The sequence below is a fragment of the Streptomyces sp. NPDC058877 genome (assembly GCF_042742855.1).
Lineage (GTDB): Bacteria > Actinomycetota > Actinomycetes > Streptomycetales > Streptomycetaceae > Streptomyces.
The window spans coordinates 14,232-30,150 of record NZ_JBHYMF010000084.1 but is presented as its reverse complement, the minus strand read 5'-3'; the positions used below and the strand labels follow the sequence as shown (position 1 = coordinate 30,150).

At 72.9% G+C, this 15,919-nt stretch carries 12 protein-coding genes; 8 read left to right on the top strand and 4 right to left on the bottom strand.

Features of this window, described 5'->3' with window-relative positions; genetic code table 11:
* Positions 1-41: 41 nt before the first annotated feature.
* Positions 42-1,652, bottom strand: a complete 1,611-nt coding sequence (locus tag ACFW2Y_RS20305; protein WP_384880921.1) for a M4 family metallopeptidase — start codon at positions 1,650-1,652, stop codon at positions 42-44.
* A gap of 1,044 nt (positions 1,653-2,696) precedes the next feature.
* On the opposite strand from ACFW2Y_RS20305, the gene ACFW2Y_RS20300 reads away from it, so the two are divergent.
* The 5 genes from ACFW2Y_RS20300 (at position 2,697) to ACFW2Y_RS20280 (ending at position 10,066) form a co-directional block, all read left to right on the top strand.
* Positions 2,697-4,826: a HEAT repeat domain-containing protein gene (locus ACFW2Y_RS20300; protein ID WP_384880918.1), complete on the top strand. Its 2,130-nt coding sequence runs from the start codon at positions 2,697-2,699 to the stop codon at positions 4,824-4,826.
* A gap of 261 nt (positions 4,827-5,087) precedes the next feature.
* On the top strand, positions 5,088-5,846 hold the full coding sequence (locus ACFW2Y_RS20295; protein WP_384880916.1) for a hypothetical protein: 759 nt from the start codon (positions 5,088-5,090) through the stop codon (positions 5,844-5,846).
* The gene (locus ACFW2Y_RS20290; RefSeq protein ID WP_384880913.1) at positions 5,843-7,114 is read left to right on the top strand and encodes an ATP-binding protein; all 1,272 of its coding nucleotides are present in this window, start codon (positions 5,843-5,845) and stop codon (positions 7,112-7,114) included. Before ACFW2Y_RS20295 ends, ACFW2Y_RS20290 begins: the two co-directional genes overlap by 4 nt.
* 56 nt (positions 7,115-7,170) lie before the next feature.
* Positions 7,171-8,559, top strand: a complete 1,389-nt coding sequence (locus ACFW2Y_RS20285) for an FtsW/RodA/SpoVE family cell cycle protein (protein WP_384880910.1) — start codon at positions 7,171-7,173, stop codon at positions 8,557-8,559.
* Positions 8,560-8,590: 31 nt separating this feature from the next.
* The gene (locus ACFW2Y_RS20280) at positions 8,591-10,066 is read left to right on the top strand and encodes a penicillin-binding transpeptidase domain-containing protein (protein ID WP_384880908.1); all 1,476 of its coding nucleotides are present in this window, start codon (positions 8,591-8,593) and stop codon (positions 10,064-10,066) included.
* 10 nt (positions 10,067-10,076) lie between these two features.
* On the opposite strand, the gene ACFW2Y_RS20275 is transcribed toward ACFW2Y_RS20280, so the two are convergent.
* Entirely contained in the window at positions 10,077-11,180 is a 1,104-nt protein-coding gene (locus tag ACFW2Y_RS20275; protein ID WP_384880906.1) for a ferritin-like domain-containing protein, read from the bottom strand.
* Positions 11,181-11,413: 233 nt separating this feature from the next.
* Here ACFW2Y_RS20275 and ACFW2Y_RS20270 point away from each other — a divergent pair, with 233 nt between their 5' ends.
* The 3 genes from ACFW2Y_RS20270 (at position 11,414) to ACFW2Y_RS20260 (ending at position 13,904) form a co-directional block, all read left to right on the top strand.
* The gene (locus ACFW2Y_RS20270; RefSeq protein ID WP_384880903.1) at positions 11,414-12,166 is read left to right on the top strand and encodes a TetR/AcrR family transcriptional regulator; all 753 of its coding nucleotides are present in this window, start codon (positions 11,414-11,416) and stop codon (positions 12,164-12,166) included.
* A complete protein-coding gene (locus ACFW2Y_RS20265; RefSeq protein WP_384880901.1) occupies positions 12,163-12,462 on the top strand; it encodes a hypothetical protein in 300 nt (99 codons plus the stop codon). Before ACFW2Y_RS20270 ends, ACFW2Y_RS20265 begins: the two co-directional genes overlap by 4 nt.
* Positions 12,463-12,563: 101 nt before the next feature.
* Positions 12,564-13,904, top strand: a complete 1,341-nt coding sequence (locus ACFW2Y_RS20260; RefSeq protein ID WP_384880899.1) for an NlpC/P60 family protein — start codon at positions 12,564-12,566, stop codon at positions 13,902-13,904.
* Between the two features lie 106 nt (positions 13,905-14,010).
* On the opposite strand, the gene ACFW2Y_RS20255 is transcribed toward ACFW2Y_RS20260, so the two are convergent.
* Together ACFW2Y_RS20255 and ACFW2Y_RS20250 are read right to left on the bottom strand one after the other, a co-directional pair.
* Positions 14,011-14,538, bottom strand: coding sequence for a DUF6584 family protein (locus ACFW2Y_RS20255; RefSeq protein ID WP_384880896.1), 528 nt, complete (start codon positions 14,536-14,538; stop codon positions 14,011-14,013).
* A gap of 138 nt (positions 14,539-14,676) precedes the next feature.
* Positions 14,677-15,912 (bottom strand): styrene monooxygenase/indole monooxygenase family protein, encoded by a 1,236-nt coding sequence (locus ACFW2Y_RS20250; protein WP_384880894.1) that lies wholly within the window; start codon positions 15,910-15,912, stop codon positions 14,677-14,679.
* Positions 15,913-15,919 lie beyond the last annotated feature (7 nt).

The following is a 15,919-nucleotide window of genomic DNA, read 5'->3' as shown; positions in this document are numbered from 1 at the left end:
GCACCTCCACGGTGCCGGGCGCTTCGGGGTTCGTGCGGGCGTTACTTGACGTTGATCGCCGTCCAGGCGGTGGCGACCGCGTTGTACTCCGCGCTGCCGGCGCCGTAGAGGTCGGAGGCGGCGGAGAGGGTGGCGCTGCGGGCACCCGCGTAGTTGGTGGAGGAGGTCATGTAGGTGCTGAGGGCCTTGTACCAGATCTGGTAGGCCTTCTGGCGGCCGATGCCCGTGACGGTGGAGCCGTCGTAGGTCGGGGAGTTGTAGCTGACGCCGTTGATGGTCTTGGCGCCGCTGCCCTCCGACAGCAGGTAGAAGAAGTGGTTGGCCGGGCCCGAGGAGTAGTGGACGTTCAGGCGGCCGACCGACTTCGACCAGTAGTCGGCGGAGTTGCCGTCCTTGCTGGGCTTGTCCATGTAACGGAGGGGGGTGCCGTCGCCGCGGATGTCGATCTTCTCGCCGATGAGGTAGTCACCGGCGTCCGAGGAGTTGGCCGCGTAGAACTCGACCGCGGTGCCGAAGATGTCGGAGGTGGCCTCGTTCAGACCGCCCGACTCGCGGCTGTAGCGCAGGCCGGCCGTGGAGGCGGTGAGGCCGTGGGACATCTCGTGGCCGGCCACGTCGAGCGAGGTGAGCGGGTTGAGGTTGTTCGCGCCGTCGCCGTAGGTCATGCAGAAGCAGTTGTCGTCCCAGAAGGCGTTCACGTACGCGTTGCCGTAGTGGACGCGCGAGTAGGCGGCGACGCCGTCCCCGCGGATGCCGTTGCGGCCGAGCTCGTTCTTGTAGAAGTCCCAGGTGACGGCGGCGCCGTAGTGGGCGTCGGCGGCTGCGGTCTCCGGGTTGCTCGGGCTGCCGTTGCCCCAGACGTCGGTGCTGTTGGTGAACAGCGTGCCGGTGCCGTTGGTGCCGCCGTTCAGGTTGTACGTCTTGTGGCCGCCGCGTGCGGCGTCGGTCAGGGTGTAGCCGGCGGAGGTGCCGAGGGTGACCTGGCCGCTGTACTCGGTGTTGCCGACGCCCGTCTCGATCGCCTCGTAGGAGTAGAGCTCCTTGCCGGTGGTGGCGTCGGTGATGACGTGGCGCTCGCTCGGGGTGCCGTCCTGCTGGACGCCGGTGACGATCGTCTCCCAGGCGAGGGCGGGCTTGCCGGTGGCCGCCCAGATGACCTTGCGGGCGGAGGAGGCGGACTCGGAGGCGTGGGCGCCGGAGGCGAGCGCGGCCTTCTTGGCGGTGGCGGAGGTGACGGCGGGGGTCGTGCTCACCACGGATATCCGGGCCTGGGTGGCCTTGGTGGTGGAGCGGGCGCCCGACTTCTTCTGGTGGACGACCAGGTCGCCGCCGAGGACCGGCAGGCCCTCGTAGGTGCGCTCGTAGCGCGTGTGGACGGTGCCGTCCGCGTCCTTGATGACGTCGCGGACGACGAGCGCCTCCTTGCCGGACAGGCCGATGGCCTTGGCGGTGGCGGCGGCTCCGGCCTGGGCCTGCTGGACGGCGGCGGCGCGCTGGGTGCCGGTGAGCACGAGCGCGGTCGCACCGGCCTCGCGCTGGACGTCCGCGCTGGCGGATCCGGTCTGGACTCCGACGACGACCATGGCGGCCGAGGCGAGCAGGGCGGCGGCGCGGACGGTGGTGCGGCGGTGCGAGGACTGCTGGCGGGTCACGCGGGCTCCTTCGCTGAAAAGCGTGGGGATCGTGGGGGTGGGGTGGTGCGGCAGTGAGCGTGCCAGCGAACCCGACTGTTTGACAGGTCTGCAACAAGAATTTGACCATGTGTTGTCCGAAGGTCAGTGAACTCTGTCCGCTATACGGGAAGTTCGACCCCCGCTGTCGATCTCCATGCCCGAATTCGGGCAGCGTGGCGCCCCCGAGGAGCCCCCTCGGCGCTTTGTCCGATCGCTGCACCTTGGCGAACCGGAGGGCGTTTGATGGGGGTTGACTCCTGCGCCACTCGCCGGACGGCACCCACTCTCCGCCCCTTCGCCCCGTCCCTTCGCCCCGTCCCTTCACTCCTTCCCTTCACCCCCCTGCCCGCCTCCTGCCGTCGCCCCCTCGACCGCCGCCTTCCCTTCCGCATCACCGCACGGAAGAGACGTGGCGGAAGGGACGAAAGGGGAACCGGATGGCTCGCGGGGTCCGCCACCCCATGGTCGACATCGCGCCACGTATGGGGCGCCCCGGAGCCCCGGACACCACCTCCCGCCCCGACCAACCGGATCGAAGCAGCCTCCTTGAACCCCGGCCGGCGCGAACGGGCGCCCGGGAGGGTCGGGCCGGGCGGCCCGAGGGGCGGCCAACCGCACCGCACTCCGGCCCCTAGCACAAGCCGGCGCGACGCAGGGGATCCACGACACCCGATCAGCCGCGATGGATTGCGGAAGTCGACGGGAAGAAAGCCCCTTTCCTTCAGGTATGACCGGAAGGGAGGCGACCCCACGGGGTAGCCGCCGGGGGCCCGGGTGCGACTCCGCCGCCGCAGTCCCGACCCGCACCCCGCGATGACGGCAGGCCCGGCCGGCGCCGGGGCGCCGCCCCGCACACGGGGGCGGCTACCGAAAGCAACGACCCTGCTCCCGAGAGTAGATGGCGCAAAGAGGTCGCACCGAGGGCTCCGGGCTCGTCCGGTGTCGCCGGCAGGGCCTTGTTCCCCGGCCTGTGGTGCACACTTGCTGCCTGGTACAGCGCTCACGGGGAAGGCGGCCTGGCACATGCTGACGGGGATCGAGGAGGTCGACTGGGCCTCGCTGGGGCACGCGTACGGCCCCGCGGACGACGTGCCGGAGCTGCTCCGCGGACTCGCCTCCGACGACCCCGCCGAGCGGGAGACCGCCCTGGACGGCATGTACGGCGCGGTCCACCACCAGGGCGACGTCTACGACTCGACGCTCGCGTGCATCCCCTTCCTGCTCGAACTCGTCGCCGACCCCGCGGTCCAGGACCGCGGCTGCATCGTCGAGCTGCTCACCAGCATCGGCGGGATCGAACTCGACGACGAGGAGGAGCTGGACGAACTCGACCCGGAAGAAGAGGAGTTCATCCCAGCAGCCAACTACGCCATGGCCGCTGCCGCCATCGCCGCCGGGGCCGACGTCTTCCTCGGGCTCGCCGCGGACCCCGACCTGGAGGTGCGCCTCGCCGCGCCCTGTGCGCTCGCCTCGCTGCACCCCGAGCCGGCACGCGTGCTGACCCTGCTGCGGGAGCGGCTCACCGTCGAACGGGACACCGAGGTGCGGCTCGCCCTGGTCGCGGCCGTCGGACGGATCGCCCTGCGGCACGCTTCGCTGCGCGAGGAGACCGTCGACTGGCTCGACTGGCTGGCCCGTGCCGCACAGGACCCCGGGCTCCGCCTCGCGGCCCTCGTGCAACGGGCACGCTGCGCACCGGCCGACATCCCGGACGACGTGGTGCCGTGGGTGACGCGGCTCCTGGAGGAGATCCGGACCTCGACACAGGCCCCGACCGCCGTCGGGAACGGGCGGGAGGCCGCCCCGACGCTCATCGGACAGGTCCGGGAGCTGCTGGAGGAACACGCCGCCGGGCGCCCGGCCCCCTGGACCGAAGAACTGCTCCGCACCCTGCACGCTGCGCTCGACGACCGGGTCGACGACCGGATCGCCCTGATCCTCGCGCAATTGCGCAGCCCGGACTGGGGACAGCGCTCGGACGCGATCTGGTTGTGCGGCGGGTTGATACGGGCCTGGCGCGGGCGGTACGACGACGTCGTCCGGCTCGTGGGCGCCCAGCTCCACGACCCCGAGCCCCGGCTACGGGAAGCAGCCGCGTCCTTCCTGGAGCGGCTCTTCGAGCTGGGGGCACCGGCGACCGACTCGCTCGTCGTCCGCCTCGGCACGGGTCCGGGGACGTCCGGCACGGAAACGGGCCCGGGTAGGACGGAAGCCGGACCCGGGGCGCACGCGTTCGTCGGGCGGACCGGGCGGGACGCAGCGCTGCTCGCGCTGGCCCGGGCCGGGGACACCCGGGCGGTCCCGTTGCTGGCCCGCGCCCTGACGGAGCCCGAGGTGCGGCGCGAACTGTTGTACGCCGTGGACGGGCTCGGCCCCTCCGCCGCGATGCTCGCCCCGCTGCTCCGGCTCAGGCTCGCCGATGTGGAACTCGACGAGAGGCTGTACGACCGGGCGGCACCCCTGCTGTACGCCCTGGCGGCCGTGCGGGGCGGTCAGGCGCTGCCGGAGGTCCTGCGGGTGCTGCGCGGGGCGCCCCCGAACCGGCGTGACTGGGTGCGGGAGGCGGCGCTGCGGACCCTGGCGGCCTTCGGCCCCGTCGCACGGGAGGCCGTACCGGAGTTCCGGGAGCTCCTGAGGGAGGAGTCGGCCGCGGTCTCCACCGCGGCGGCGCGCGCCCTGTGGGCGGTCGAGGGCGATCTGGTGGACGCGCTGCCGACCCTGGAGCGGTGGCTGCGAGCGGGGACTTCGAGTACGGATTGGTGCACCGCCGCACAGGCCATCGGGGAGATCGGCCCGATGGCGGCAGTCGCGGCCCCGGCCCTGCGCCCCGGCCTGGCCTCGCGTGACCCCTGGGTACGGGTTCGCTCCGCCGCGGCGCTGTGGCGGGTGTCCGGGGAGGTGTCGGCGTCGCTTCCGGTGCTGTTGGCGGTGTGGGAGGAGAACCGTCATGCACGCGTGGACATCGCGGAGTGCCTGGCCGAGATGGGGCCGGCGGCTGCGGAGGCGCAGGTGGTGATCCTCACGGAACTGACCCGGAGGGGCCGGCACAATGCCCGCGAAGGTGCCTGTGGCAGCCACGACATCCATCTGGACGAGAAGCTGCTGACGCTGTGCCGGGCCGCGCTCGCGCGGATGGAGCGGGGGGCGTTCTAGCCGTACCCGTGCGGGGAGGAGTGCTGCTCCGGCCGCGCCCGCCGCGAAGGAAGCGGCGTGCTCGGGGGTGGAGGGGCTTTCCGGCCGCGCACGCCGAAGGGCGGTCCGCGCACGCCGAAGGGCGGTGCGGTCGCCCCGCGGTGCGGGTGGCCCCCGCGGTGCACGGCGGCGGGCCGCGGGCTGATGATGCGACAAGAGCGACGGGGCTCCGCCTAAGGTCTAGAGGGAGAACACGTCCCCGCCGACCGTCCCAGGAGCAGTGTGAGACCGCACGGAGCACAGCGCGCCACCACTGCCCTGTGCGCCCTCGGACTCGCCCTGGCGCTCAGCGGCTGCGACGACGAGGGCGAGCTCAGGAGCGCCGGCCCCACACCGGCGGCCGTGGGGCCCGTCCGCCTCTGGCCCGACCTGCCGCCCGCCACCGACCCGCCGAAGGACTACGGCGAGTCCGACACTCCGCGCGTCCCCGGCATCACGATCGTCGACGACGACGTCCACTCCGTCGACGCGGTGGCCGTGGTGCGCGCCGAGGTGCGCGCCCACCCGGATGCGTACACCGGCGGCAACGCGTCGTACGAGAGGACCGCGCGGGCGATCACGGACTGCGACACGGCTCCGGCCGCCTGTCCGGTCATGCGGCCGTACTACCACGACCTCACCGGCAACGGCCGGGACGAACTGATCGTCGGGATCCGCATGCCGGAGCAGGAGGTCGCGGTCCTCGTCTACCGTGCCGAGGACGGCGGCCTCACCAGGATCATGTCCACGGTCGACCAGGTGATCAGCGTGGAGTTGGCGGGCCGGGACCTGATCATGCGGGCCGGTTCGGCCGGCATCCCCGGGTACGAGTACCGGACCGCCTGGTCCTGGGACGAGCGGCAGCAGAGCATGCTGCCCACCCGGGACGAGATCGTCCGGGTGCGACCGCCCGGCACCGGGGTCCCGTCGGTGCCCGCACCGCGCCCGGTGCGGCCCGCTCCCGCCACCGCACCCGTCCCGCCCCTGGAGCCGATGCCGTGAGGACGCCCCGGTTGCCCGCCTGGACGGCGACGCTGACCTGGAAGGCCGCGCTCTTCATCACGGTGATGTGCTGCGCCCTCGCCGCACTTCTCGGTGTCCTGGTCCACGTCTCGGTCTCCGGCCAGACCGTGCAGGACTCCCGCGAGAAGGCGCTGGCACGGCTCACCGAGGTCACCGGCCTGTACGAGGCGGGCGAGCCGCTCCCCCGGTTCGCCGGGGTGGATCCGCCCGGCCTGCCGGGCCCGCTCCGTGTGCTCGCCGCGAGCGGGGAGCGGGGCACGATGGTCGCCGAGCGCGGTGGCCGGCCGACGATGTGGGCGGCCGGCCCCGCGGACGGCCGTGCGCTGGCCGTGCGCGTGGACTACACCCAGAGCGCCGAAACCATCGAGGCGCTCGACCGCTCGATCCTCGGCTCGTCCGTCCTGGCGATCGGGACGACGCTGCTCGTCGGCGCCTTCGCCGTCACCCGGGTGACCCGCCGGCTGCACCTGACGGCCCAGGTGGCCCGCCGGATCAGCGCGGGCGACCTGGACGCGCGGGTGGACGACCCCCGGACGAAGGACCCGCGGCGGCCCCAGGACGAGGTGGCGACGGTTTCCGGGGCGCTCGACACGATGGCCTCCTCACTCCAGCGCAAGCTGCAGAACGAGCAGCGGTTCACCGCCGACGTGGCGCACGAGCTGCGGACGCCGCTGACCGGGCTGTCGGCCGCGGCCGAACTGCTGCCGGAGGGGCGGCCCTCGGAGCTGGTGCGGGACCGGGTGCGGGCGATGCGCGGGCTCACCGAGGACCTCTTGGAGATCTCCCGGCTGGACGCCCGCACCGAGACCGTGGACCTGGCCGTGCACCGGCTCGGTCCGCTCGCCGAGCGGGTGGTGCGGGCTTCCGGTACGGAGACGGAGGTGCGGGTCGTCCGGGACGCCGAGGTGGAGACGGACCGGCGGCGCGTGGAGCGGGTGCTCGGCAATCTGGTGGCGAACGCGCACGAGCACGGCGCTCCGCCGGTGGTGGTGACGGTCGACGGGCCCGTGGTGAGCGTGCGGGACCACGGGCCGGGCTATCCCGCGTACCTCCTGGAGTCGGGGCCGCAGCGGTTCCGCACCGAGAACGGCGGCAAGGGGCACGGCCTCGGGCTGACGATCGCGGTGGGCCAGGCGGAGGCGGTCGGCGGCGAACTGGTCTTCGCCCCGGGGCCCGACGGCGGCGCGGAGGCCCGGTTGCGACTGCCGGAGTACGTGCGGCCCGCGCCTCCCGCCCACGAGGGCTGACGGCACACCGCCACACAAAAGGGACATAGGGCATACGGCTTGCTACGTTGCGGAGCATGACCGCACCACGGCCGCGGAGCCCGGACGCACCCCCGCCCGGCCTCCGTGTCCCGAAGCGCCGCGGCGTGGAGCTCTCCCTGCTGATCGGGGCCGTCCTCATCTCCGTCCTCGGCTATGCGGAGGTCGGCCTCGCCCGCAGCGGCGCCGTGCCGCCCGATGCCGCCCGCTACGGGGCCGGGCTCGGGCTGCTCTCGCTCGTCGCCCACCTCGCGGTCCGCTTCCGCGCCCCGTACGCCGATCCCCTGCTGCTCCCGATCGCGGTGCTGCTCAACGGCCTCGGACTGGTGCTGATCTACCGCCTCGACCTGGAGACGCCGAAGGACCAGGCGGCGGCGACGCAGTTGGTCTGGTCGACGCTCGGGGTGGCGCTGTTCATCGTGGTCGTCCTGCTCCTGCGGGACCACCGTGCGCTCCAGGGGTACGCCTACGTGTCGATGGCCGCGGCACTCGCCCTGATGCTCCTGCCGATCTTCTTCCCGGCGGTGAACGGCGCCCGGATCTGGATCAGGATCGGCGGACTCTCCTTCCAACCGGGCGAGTTCGCCAAGATCCTGCTCGCGGTCTTCTTCGCCGCCTACCTGGCGACCAACCGCAATGCGCTCGCCCACACCGGCCGACGGATCTGGAAGTTCCAGTTCCCGACGGGCCGGGTGCTGGGCCCGATCGTGGCGATCTGGCTGCTGAGCGTCGGCGTCCTCGTGCTCGAACGGGACCTGGGCACGTCGCTGCTCTTCTTCGGCCTCTTCGTGATCATGCTGTACGTGGCGACCGGCCGGACCGGATGGATCGCGGTGGGCCTGGTCCTTGCCTCTGCCGGCGCCTTCCTCGTCGGCTCGCTCGAACCGCACGTCCACGGCCGGGTGCAGGACTGGCTGGACCCCTTCGCCTCGATCCGGGCGGGCGAAGGGCCGGGGCAACTCGCGCAGTCGCTGTTCGCGTTCGCCGCGGGCGGGATGCTCGGCACGGGGCTCGGCCTCGGCCATTCCGTCCTCATCGGCTTCGCCGCCAAGTCCGACTTCATCCTGGCGACGGCCGGCGAGGAACTGGGGCTCGTCGGCCTCACCGCCCTCTTCCTGCTGTACGGGCTGTTCGTCGCCCGCGGCTATCGCGCCGGCCTCTCGCTGCGCGACCCCTTCGGGCGACTGCTCGCGATCGGCCTCGCCTCGATCGTGGCGCTCCAGGTGTTCGTGATCGCGGGCGGCGTGATGGGGCTGATCCCGCTGACCGGCATGGCGATGCCCTTCCTGGCGCAGGGAGGTTCGTCGGTCGTCACCAACTGGGTGATCGTCGCGCTGCTCGTCCGGGTCAGCGATTCGGCGCGCGCCCCCCAGCCCGAGGCGGCGGACACCGGCGTGCTCGCCAAGGTCGGGGAGGGCAGCCGATGACCAGGTCCCTCCGCCGGACGGGAGGCCCCCGGTGATCCCCTACATCCGACGGGCCGCCGCCCTCTGCCTGCTGCTGCTCGTCGCACTGCTTGTCAACGCCGCCCGGGTGATGGTCGTCGAGGCCGGATCCCTCGACGCCGATCCGGCCAACCGGCGGATCGCGATCGACCGGTACGCCCGGCCGCGCGGCGAGATCGTCGTCGACGGGAAGCCCGTCACCGGCTCCCGGGACAGCGGTCAGCAGCTCCGCTGGGAACGGACCTACCGCCAGGGGCCGCTGTACGCGCCGCTGACCGGCTACTCCTCCCAGACGTACGGCACGACGCTCATCGAGCGCGCCGAGGACGAGGTCCTCGCGGGCACGGACCCGATGCTCGCGCCGCTGCCGCTCTGGAACGACCTCACCCGGGGCCGCCAGCCGGGCGGCAACGTGGTGACGACGGTCCGCGCCGCGCTGCAGGAGGCGGCCTACCGCGGGCTCGGCGGGAAGCGCGGCGCGGTCGTGGCGGTCGAGCCGTCCAGCGGCCGGATCCTGGCGCTCGTCAGCTCGCCCTCGTACGACCCGGGCGTCCTGTCCGGGACCGGACGGGCCGTGAAGGACGCCTGGCAGCGGCTGAACTCCTCGCCGAACCAGCCGATGCTGAACCGGGCTCTGCGGCAGACCTACCCGCCCGGCTCCACCTTCAAGATCGTGACGGCCGCGGCGGCCCTGGACGCCGGAGCGGTGCGGGACGCGGAGGCCCCGACAAACACCCCGGACCCGTTCGTGCTGCCGGGCACCCGGCAGGTGCTGCCGAACGAGGCGAGGGGCTGTGGCGACGCCTCCCTCGCGTACGCGATCCAGTGGTCCTGCAACACGGTGATGGCCGGGCTCGGGGTGAAGGTGGGCCTGGAGGGGATGGTCGAGGCCGTGGAGCGCTTCGGCTTCAACGACACCGGGCTCCGGGTGCCGTCCTGGGTGGCGAAGTCCGACTTCGACCGGAAGATGAGCCCGGACCAGTTGGCGCTCTCCTCGATCGGGCAGTTCGACACGACGGCGACCCCGCTCCAGATGGCGATGGTGGCGGCGGCCGTCGCCAACCACGGGGAGATCGCCCAGCCGTACCTCGTCGAGCGCACCACGACCTCCGGCGGCACGGCCGTGGACCGCACGGTCCGCAGCAGCTACCGGCGGGCGATGACCCCGTCGACGGCGATGCAGCTCCAGCGGCTGATGGTGAAGGCGGTCGAGGAGGGCACCGGGACCAATGCGACGATCCCGGGAGCCCGGGTCGGCGGCAAGACGGGCACCGCCCAGCACGGCCTCGGGAACACCGGCACCCCGTACGCCTGGTTCATCGCCTGGGCCCAGGCCGACGACTCGGCCCGGCCTGCGGTGGCGGTGGCGGTCGTCGTCGAGGACGCGGAGGCCTCCCGCACGGAGATCAGCGGGGGCGGCAGCGCGGCGCCGATCGCGAAGGCGGTGATGGAGGAGGCCTTGGAGTTGGAGGCGAAGGACCGGGGTTAGCGCGCCGCGGCTACGCCGCTCCGTCCGCGATCGCCTGCTCGACCTCCGTGACCCGGGCCCGTTCCTCCACGGCGAAGCGTTCCGCGTCGAGCCGCTCCGCGATCTCCTCGTCCTGGGTCATCAGCAGGTCCAGGTTGGAGTCGCCGAGGTCGAAGACGCCCATGTCGAGGTAGGCCTTCTGCAGGCGCTCGCCCCAGAGGCCGATGTCCTTGACGCAGGGCACGATCCGGCTGAAGAGGAGCTTGCGGAAGAGGTGCAGGAACTCGCTCTGCTCGCTGAACTCCTCCGCCTCCTTCCTGGGAACGCCGAAGTTCTCCAGCACCTCGACCCCGCGCAGCCGGTCGCGCATCAAGTAACACCCCTCGATGACGAACTCCTCGCGCTCGCGGAGCTCGGCGTCGGAGAGCTGCTTGTAGTAGTCGCGCAGGGCCATCCGGCCGAAGGCGACGTGTCGGGCCTCGTCCTGCATCACGTACGCGAGGATCTGCTTCGGCAGCGGCTTGTCGGTGGTGTCCCGGATCATGCCGAAGGCGGCGAGGGCGAGGCCCTCGATGAGGACCTGCATGCCGAGGTAGGGCATGTCCCAGCGCGAGTCGCGCAGGGTGTCGTCGAGGAGGCCCTTGAGGTTGTCGTTGATCGGGTAGAGCATCCCGACCTTCTCGTGGAGGAAGCGGCCGTAGATCTCGGCGTGCCGGGCTTCGTCCATGGTCTGGGTGGCCGAGTAGAACTTGGCGTCCAGGTCGGGCACCGACTCGACGATCCGGGCGGCGCAGATCATCGCGCCCTGCTCGCCGTGGAGGAACTGGCTGAACTGCCAGGAGGCGTAGTGCCGGCGCAGGTCGCCCTTGTCCTTCTCGGACATCTTCGCCCAGTGGCGGGTGCCGTGGAGGGTCAGCACTTCGTCGGGGGTGCCGAGCGGGTCGTACGGGTCGACCTCGATGCTCCAGTCGATCCGGGTGGCGCCGTCCCACTGCTTGTCCTTGCCCTTCTGGTAGAGGGCGAGGAGGCGCTCGCGGCCGTCGTCGTAGTCCCAGGAGAAGCGGGCGGCACCGGTGGCGGGCACCTGCCAGGTGGGCGTGGACGGGGCCGAGGTGTAGAGGTCGCGCGTCGACACTGACGCCTCCTTGGGAGCGGCGGCGGGGAGCGGGTCCGGCGCCAGGCTCACACGTTGGTAGACGGATCGTCAACAAGTTGCGCACAAGGTGTTTCCGCTCCGGCCGCCCTGCCCGACGGCGCCCCCTCCCCGATCGCCGCGCGGGGCGGAGCACGGTCGCCCGACGCCCCTTCCCCGTCCGCCCCCACCGGCCGCCCGACGGAAGGGCCCGCGCCGCGGATACGCTGCGGTACATGACGAGCGCCGCCACCCCCGCGTACCGCAGGCTCAGCGTCGAGGAGCGGCGCGGGCAGCTGCTCAGCGCCGCCCTGGAGCTCTTCGCCCAGCGGGCGCCCGAGGACGTCTCGCTCGACGACGTCGCGGAGGCGGCCGGAGTCTCGCGCCCCCTGGTCTACCGCTACTTCCCCGGCGGCAAGCAGCAGCTGTACGAGGCCGCCCTCCGCTCCAATGCCGACGCGCTGAACCGTTGTTTCGCCGAGCCCGCCGAAGGAGCCCCCACGGAACGGCTCGGCCGGGTGCTCGACCGCTACCTGGCCTTCGTGGACCAGCACGACACCGGCTTCAGCGCCCTCTTGCGCGGCGGCAGCGTCGCCGAGACCTCCCGGACCTCGGCGATCGTGGACGAGGTGCGCCGGGCCGCCGCCGAGCAGATCCTCGTCCACCTCGGGGCGGAGCGGCCGGGTCCCCGGCTCGGCATGCTGGTCCGCACGTGGATCGCCGCCGTGGAGGCGGCCTCGCTCATCTGGCTCGACGAGGGCAAGCAGCCGCCGGAGCGGGAGCTGCGGGACTGGCTTGTCGACCACCTCGTCGCCCTGCTCGCGGCGACCGCGACGAGCGACGGGGAGACCGCGGAGGTGTTCCGGACGCTCCTCGCACAGGAGACCCCCGAAGGCCCGGTGGGACTGCTCGCCCGCCGGGCGGTCCCGGTGATGGGCGAGGCGGCCCGTCTGCTGCAACCCTCGGGGTCGGGGAGACTGAGGGGGTGAGAAGCCAGAACACCCCCTTCCGCGGCGGCCCCCTCGACGGCCGGGTCCTGCCGATCCTGCTCGGCCCGACCGGCCACCCGGCCAAGTGGTACGAGGTGCCGGTCCCGGCACACGACGGGCACCCGCCGACCGTGTACGCGTACCGGCGCGAGCCCGCGGGCCACACCAAGCGGCTCGGGCTGCAGCGCGGCTGGGTCTACGTGTACGCCCCCGAGGGGCGGGAGCGGCGCGAGCTGAAGTGGCCGTGGTCGAAACCGGGTGCGAAGCCCGGGTCGGGGGCGACGGAGGAGGGGTAGGGGTCGACGGCGGCACCGAACGAGTGATGCACCACGGCGCGACCCGATGAGTACGCTCATCAGATGAAGTGACCCGTCATCATCCCCATGGAGGTGGTGACGTGTCGCAAAGCCTGCTGCGCACGGTCTGCACGGGGGCCCTCGCCTCCGCGACGGCCTTGGCCGGGGTGCTCCCGGCGGCCGGGGCCGCCCCGCCCGACCCCCCTCCGGTGGAGGCCCCGATCGCCTGGGCCGACCCCGCGGCGGAACCGGTCGGCCCGGTCGATCCCGCGTCCAGCGCCCCGGCTGACGCCCCGGGCACGGAACCGGAACCGGAACCGGGCACGGAATCCGACCCGAATGCGGAACCCGGAACGGGTGCGGAACCCGGCGCGGGCACACCGGCCGTCGAGGGCGACGACGCCGCCCTCCCGGCCCCCGGCACGAGCTCCGTCAGCGGACTGCTCGCACGGCTGCGGACCCTCTACCAGCAGGCCGAGGAGGCGACCGAGCGGTACAACGCCGCGGAGGAGGCGCTGAAGGTCCAGACGGCGGACACCCGGCAGGTCACCGCCCGCCTCACCGCCGCCCGGACCGCCCTCGCGGAAGGCCGTGCCGCAGCCGGTCGGATCGCCCGGGACCAGTACCGGGGGAAGACGGAACTCTCCGCTTACCTGCGGCTGCTCTTCGCCCCCGACCCGCAGTCCGCCCTGGACCAGGGGCACCTGATGGCCCGGGTGGCCCGGGAGCGGGGCGACGCCGTCTCCCGGCTCACGGCGGCCGAGCGGCGGGCCGACGGCCTGGCGAGCACCTCCCGCAAGGCACTCGACCGGCAACAGGAGCTCGCCGCCGCGCAGCGCGCCCGCCGTGACGAAGTGCGGGCCAAGCTGGTCGAGGTGGAGAAGCTGCTCGCCGGACTCTCACCGGACCAACTGGCCCGGCTCACCGAGCTGGAGCGCGTCCAGACCGCCGGCGCACAGCGCGAGCTGCTGGACTCGGGCGTCCTGGACGGCACCCGTACCCCGTCCGGTGCCGGCGCGGAGGCCCTGCGCTTCGCGGTGGACCAGATCGGCAAGCCGTACGCGTGGGGGGCGGAGGGCCCGGAGGCGTACGACTGCTCGGGGCTGACCCAGCAGGCGTGGGCAGCGGCCGGTCGGAAGCTGCCGAGGACCAGCCAGGAGCAATGGGCGACCCTGCCCCGGGTATCGCTGGCCGAGCTCCGCCCCGGCGACCTGGTGGTCTACTTCCCGGGCGCGACCCATGTGGCGCTCTACCTGGGCGAGGGCCTGGTGGTGCAGGCCCCGCGCCCCGGCGGAAGGGTGAAGGTCTCGCCGCTCGCGGCGAACCCCCTGCTCGGGGCCGTACGACCCGATCCGGACGGAATCGCCCTGGACGACTACACCCCGCCCGCCCTTCCGTCGGACGCGAGGGACGGCACGGACGAGGGCTTCGACGGGAGCTGAAGCCCGCTCCCCGCCCGCCCCTGCCCGCAAGCGGCCCCGGGCCCCGACCCCGCCCCACCGCCGACCGGACCCGACGGGTGCGGAACCCCGGGTCCGTCGGCACGGCTCACGAGAAGAGCGCGATGACGCCGACCACCCAGACCGCCAGGAAGGCGACCGCTCCGAGCAGACAGCCGATGCCGGCGAGGAAACCACCGACCGTCCAACCGTCCCCGTCCGGGACGCCCCCGTCACCGTCGCCCTCCTCGTAGGAGGCGGGATCGTCCCAGTCGACCGGCCGCCCCAGTTCCTCGGCCCGGGCGGTGCGCACCGCGGACAACTGGCGCTCGGCGAACGGCGTGGCGGCCGATGCCTCGGGGCCGCGCCATGCGAGGGCCCTCATCCGTCGAGCGGGAGTGGCGTACCGCTCCTCGAAGGCGGCGGTCTCGTCCGCGTTCCGGTCCTCTTCGAGGAACATCCAGCGCCCCGCCTCCGCCTCGTCGCCGTACAGCCGGTACACCCCGGCGAGCCGCCGCCGGAGGGACGGGTCGCACGGGAAGGAGGAAACGAGCCCGCGGAGGCGCTGGCGCGCCATCGGCACGCGCCCGGCGGCCAGGTCGGCGTCGACTCGGGCAAGGGTCTGGGAGAGGGACATGCCTCCATGATCGAACGGGGCAACGCTCCGCATCGACCGATTTTCGGCGCCGTCCCCACTCCTCTGCGTGCCTCCGCCTCCCGGCCGGTCCGCCCCGACGGCCGGGCCGTCGCGCGGACCGGCCGTCGATGGGGGGCGTCAGGCTCCGGAGACCGAGGCCAGGTAGGCGGCGGTCTGCTCCGGCTCGTAGAAGAAGTTCTCGAAATCGGCCGGATCGTCGAAGCCGTTGGCGAAGCGGTCGGCCACGGGCTGGAGCTGGCCGGCCGCGCCGAGGAGGTTCAGGACGTGCTCCGGCGGGGGCGCCAGCATCGTGTTGGTCCACTTGGTGACGTGCTGGACCGTCTGCCAGTAGCGGTCGAAGGTCGCCTGCATCCACTCCGCGTCGAAGGGCCGGTCACCGTGCTCGACGATGGCGGCGAGGTACGTGGCGGCGCACTTGGAGGCGGAGTTGGAGCCCTGGCCGGTGAGCGGGTCGTTGGCGACGACCACGTCGGCGACGCCGAGGACCAGTCCGCCGCCGGGGAGCCGGCCGATCGGGTTGCGGACGGTCGGGGCGTACCGCCCGGCGAGGGTGCCCCCCGCGTCGGTCAGCTCGACCTTGGTGGCCCGCGCGTACTCCCAGGGCGTGAACTTCTCCATCAGTTCCAGCGTCAGCGCTAGGTGCTCGGAGGGGTCCTTGACGCCCCGGAAGACGTCGAGCGGACCGCCGGGGACCCCTTCCCAGAAGAGGATGTCGGCGCGACCGCTGGTGGTGAGGGTCGGCATCACGAAGAGTTCGCCGACGCCGGGGACGATGTTGCAGCGGACCGCGTCGTAGTCGGGGTGCTCGGGACGCGGGCCGAGGCCGTGGACGTACGCGACGGCCAGCGCGCGCTGTGGCTGGTCGTACGGCGAACGGGCTTCGTCACGGCTGAACATGGAGACCAGTTCGCCCTTGCCGGCGGCGACGAGGACCAGGTCGTAGTTGCGGGAGAAGTAGTCCAGGTCACCGACGGCCGCGCCGTGCACCACCAGCTGTCCGCCGCGCTGGGCGAAGGCGTCCAGCCAACCGGCCATCTTCACGCGCTGGTCGACGGACTGGGCGTAGCCGTCGAGCCGGCCGACCCAGTCGATCGGGCGGGTGGCGTCGGGGCCGGCGACGGAGACGCCGACGCCCTCGATCCGGGGTGCCCGGGACTCCCAGAAGTTGAGTCCGAGGTCCCGCTCGTGCTGGAGGGCGGTGTGGAACATGCACTGGGTGGACATGACCCGGCCGTTGCGGATCTCGTCCGCCGTCCGGTTCGACATCAGGGTGACCTCGTACCCCTGCGACTGGAGTCCGAGGGCGAGCTGCAGGCCGGACTGGCCGGCGCCGACTATGAGTATCTTCCGCATGGGCGGG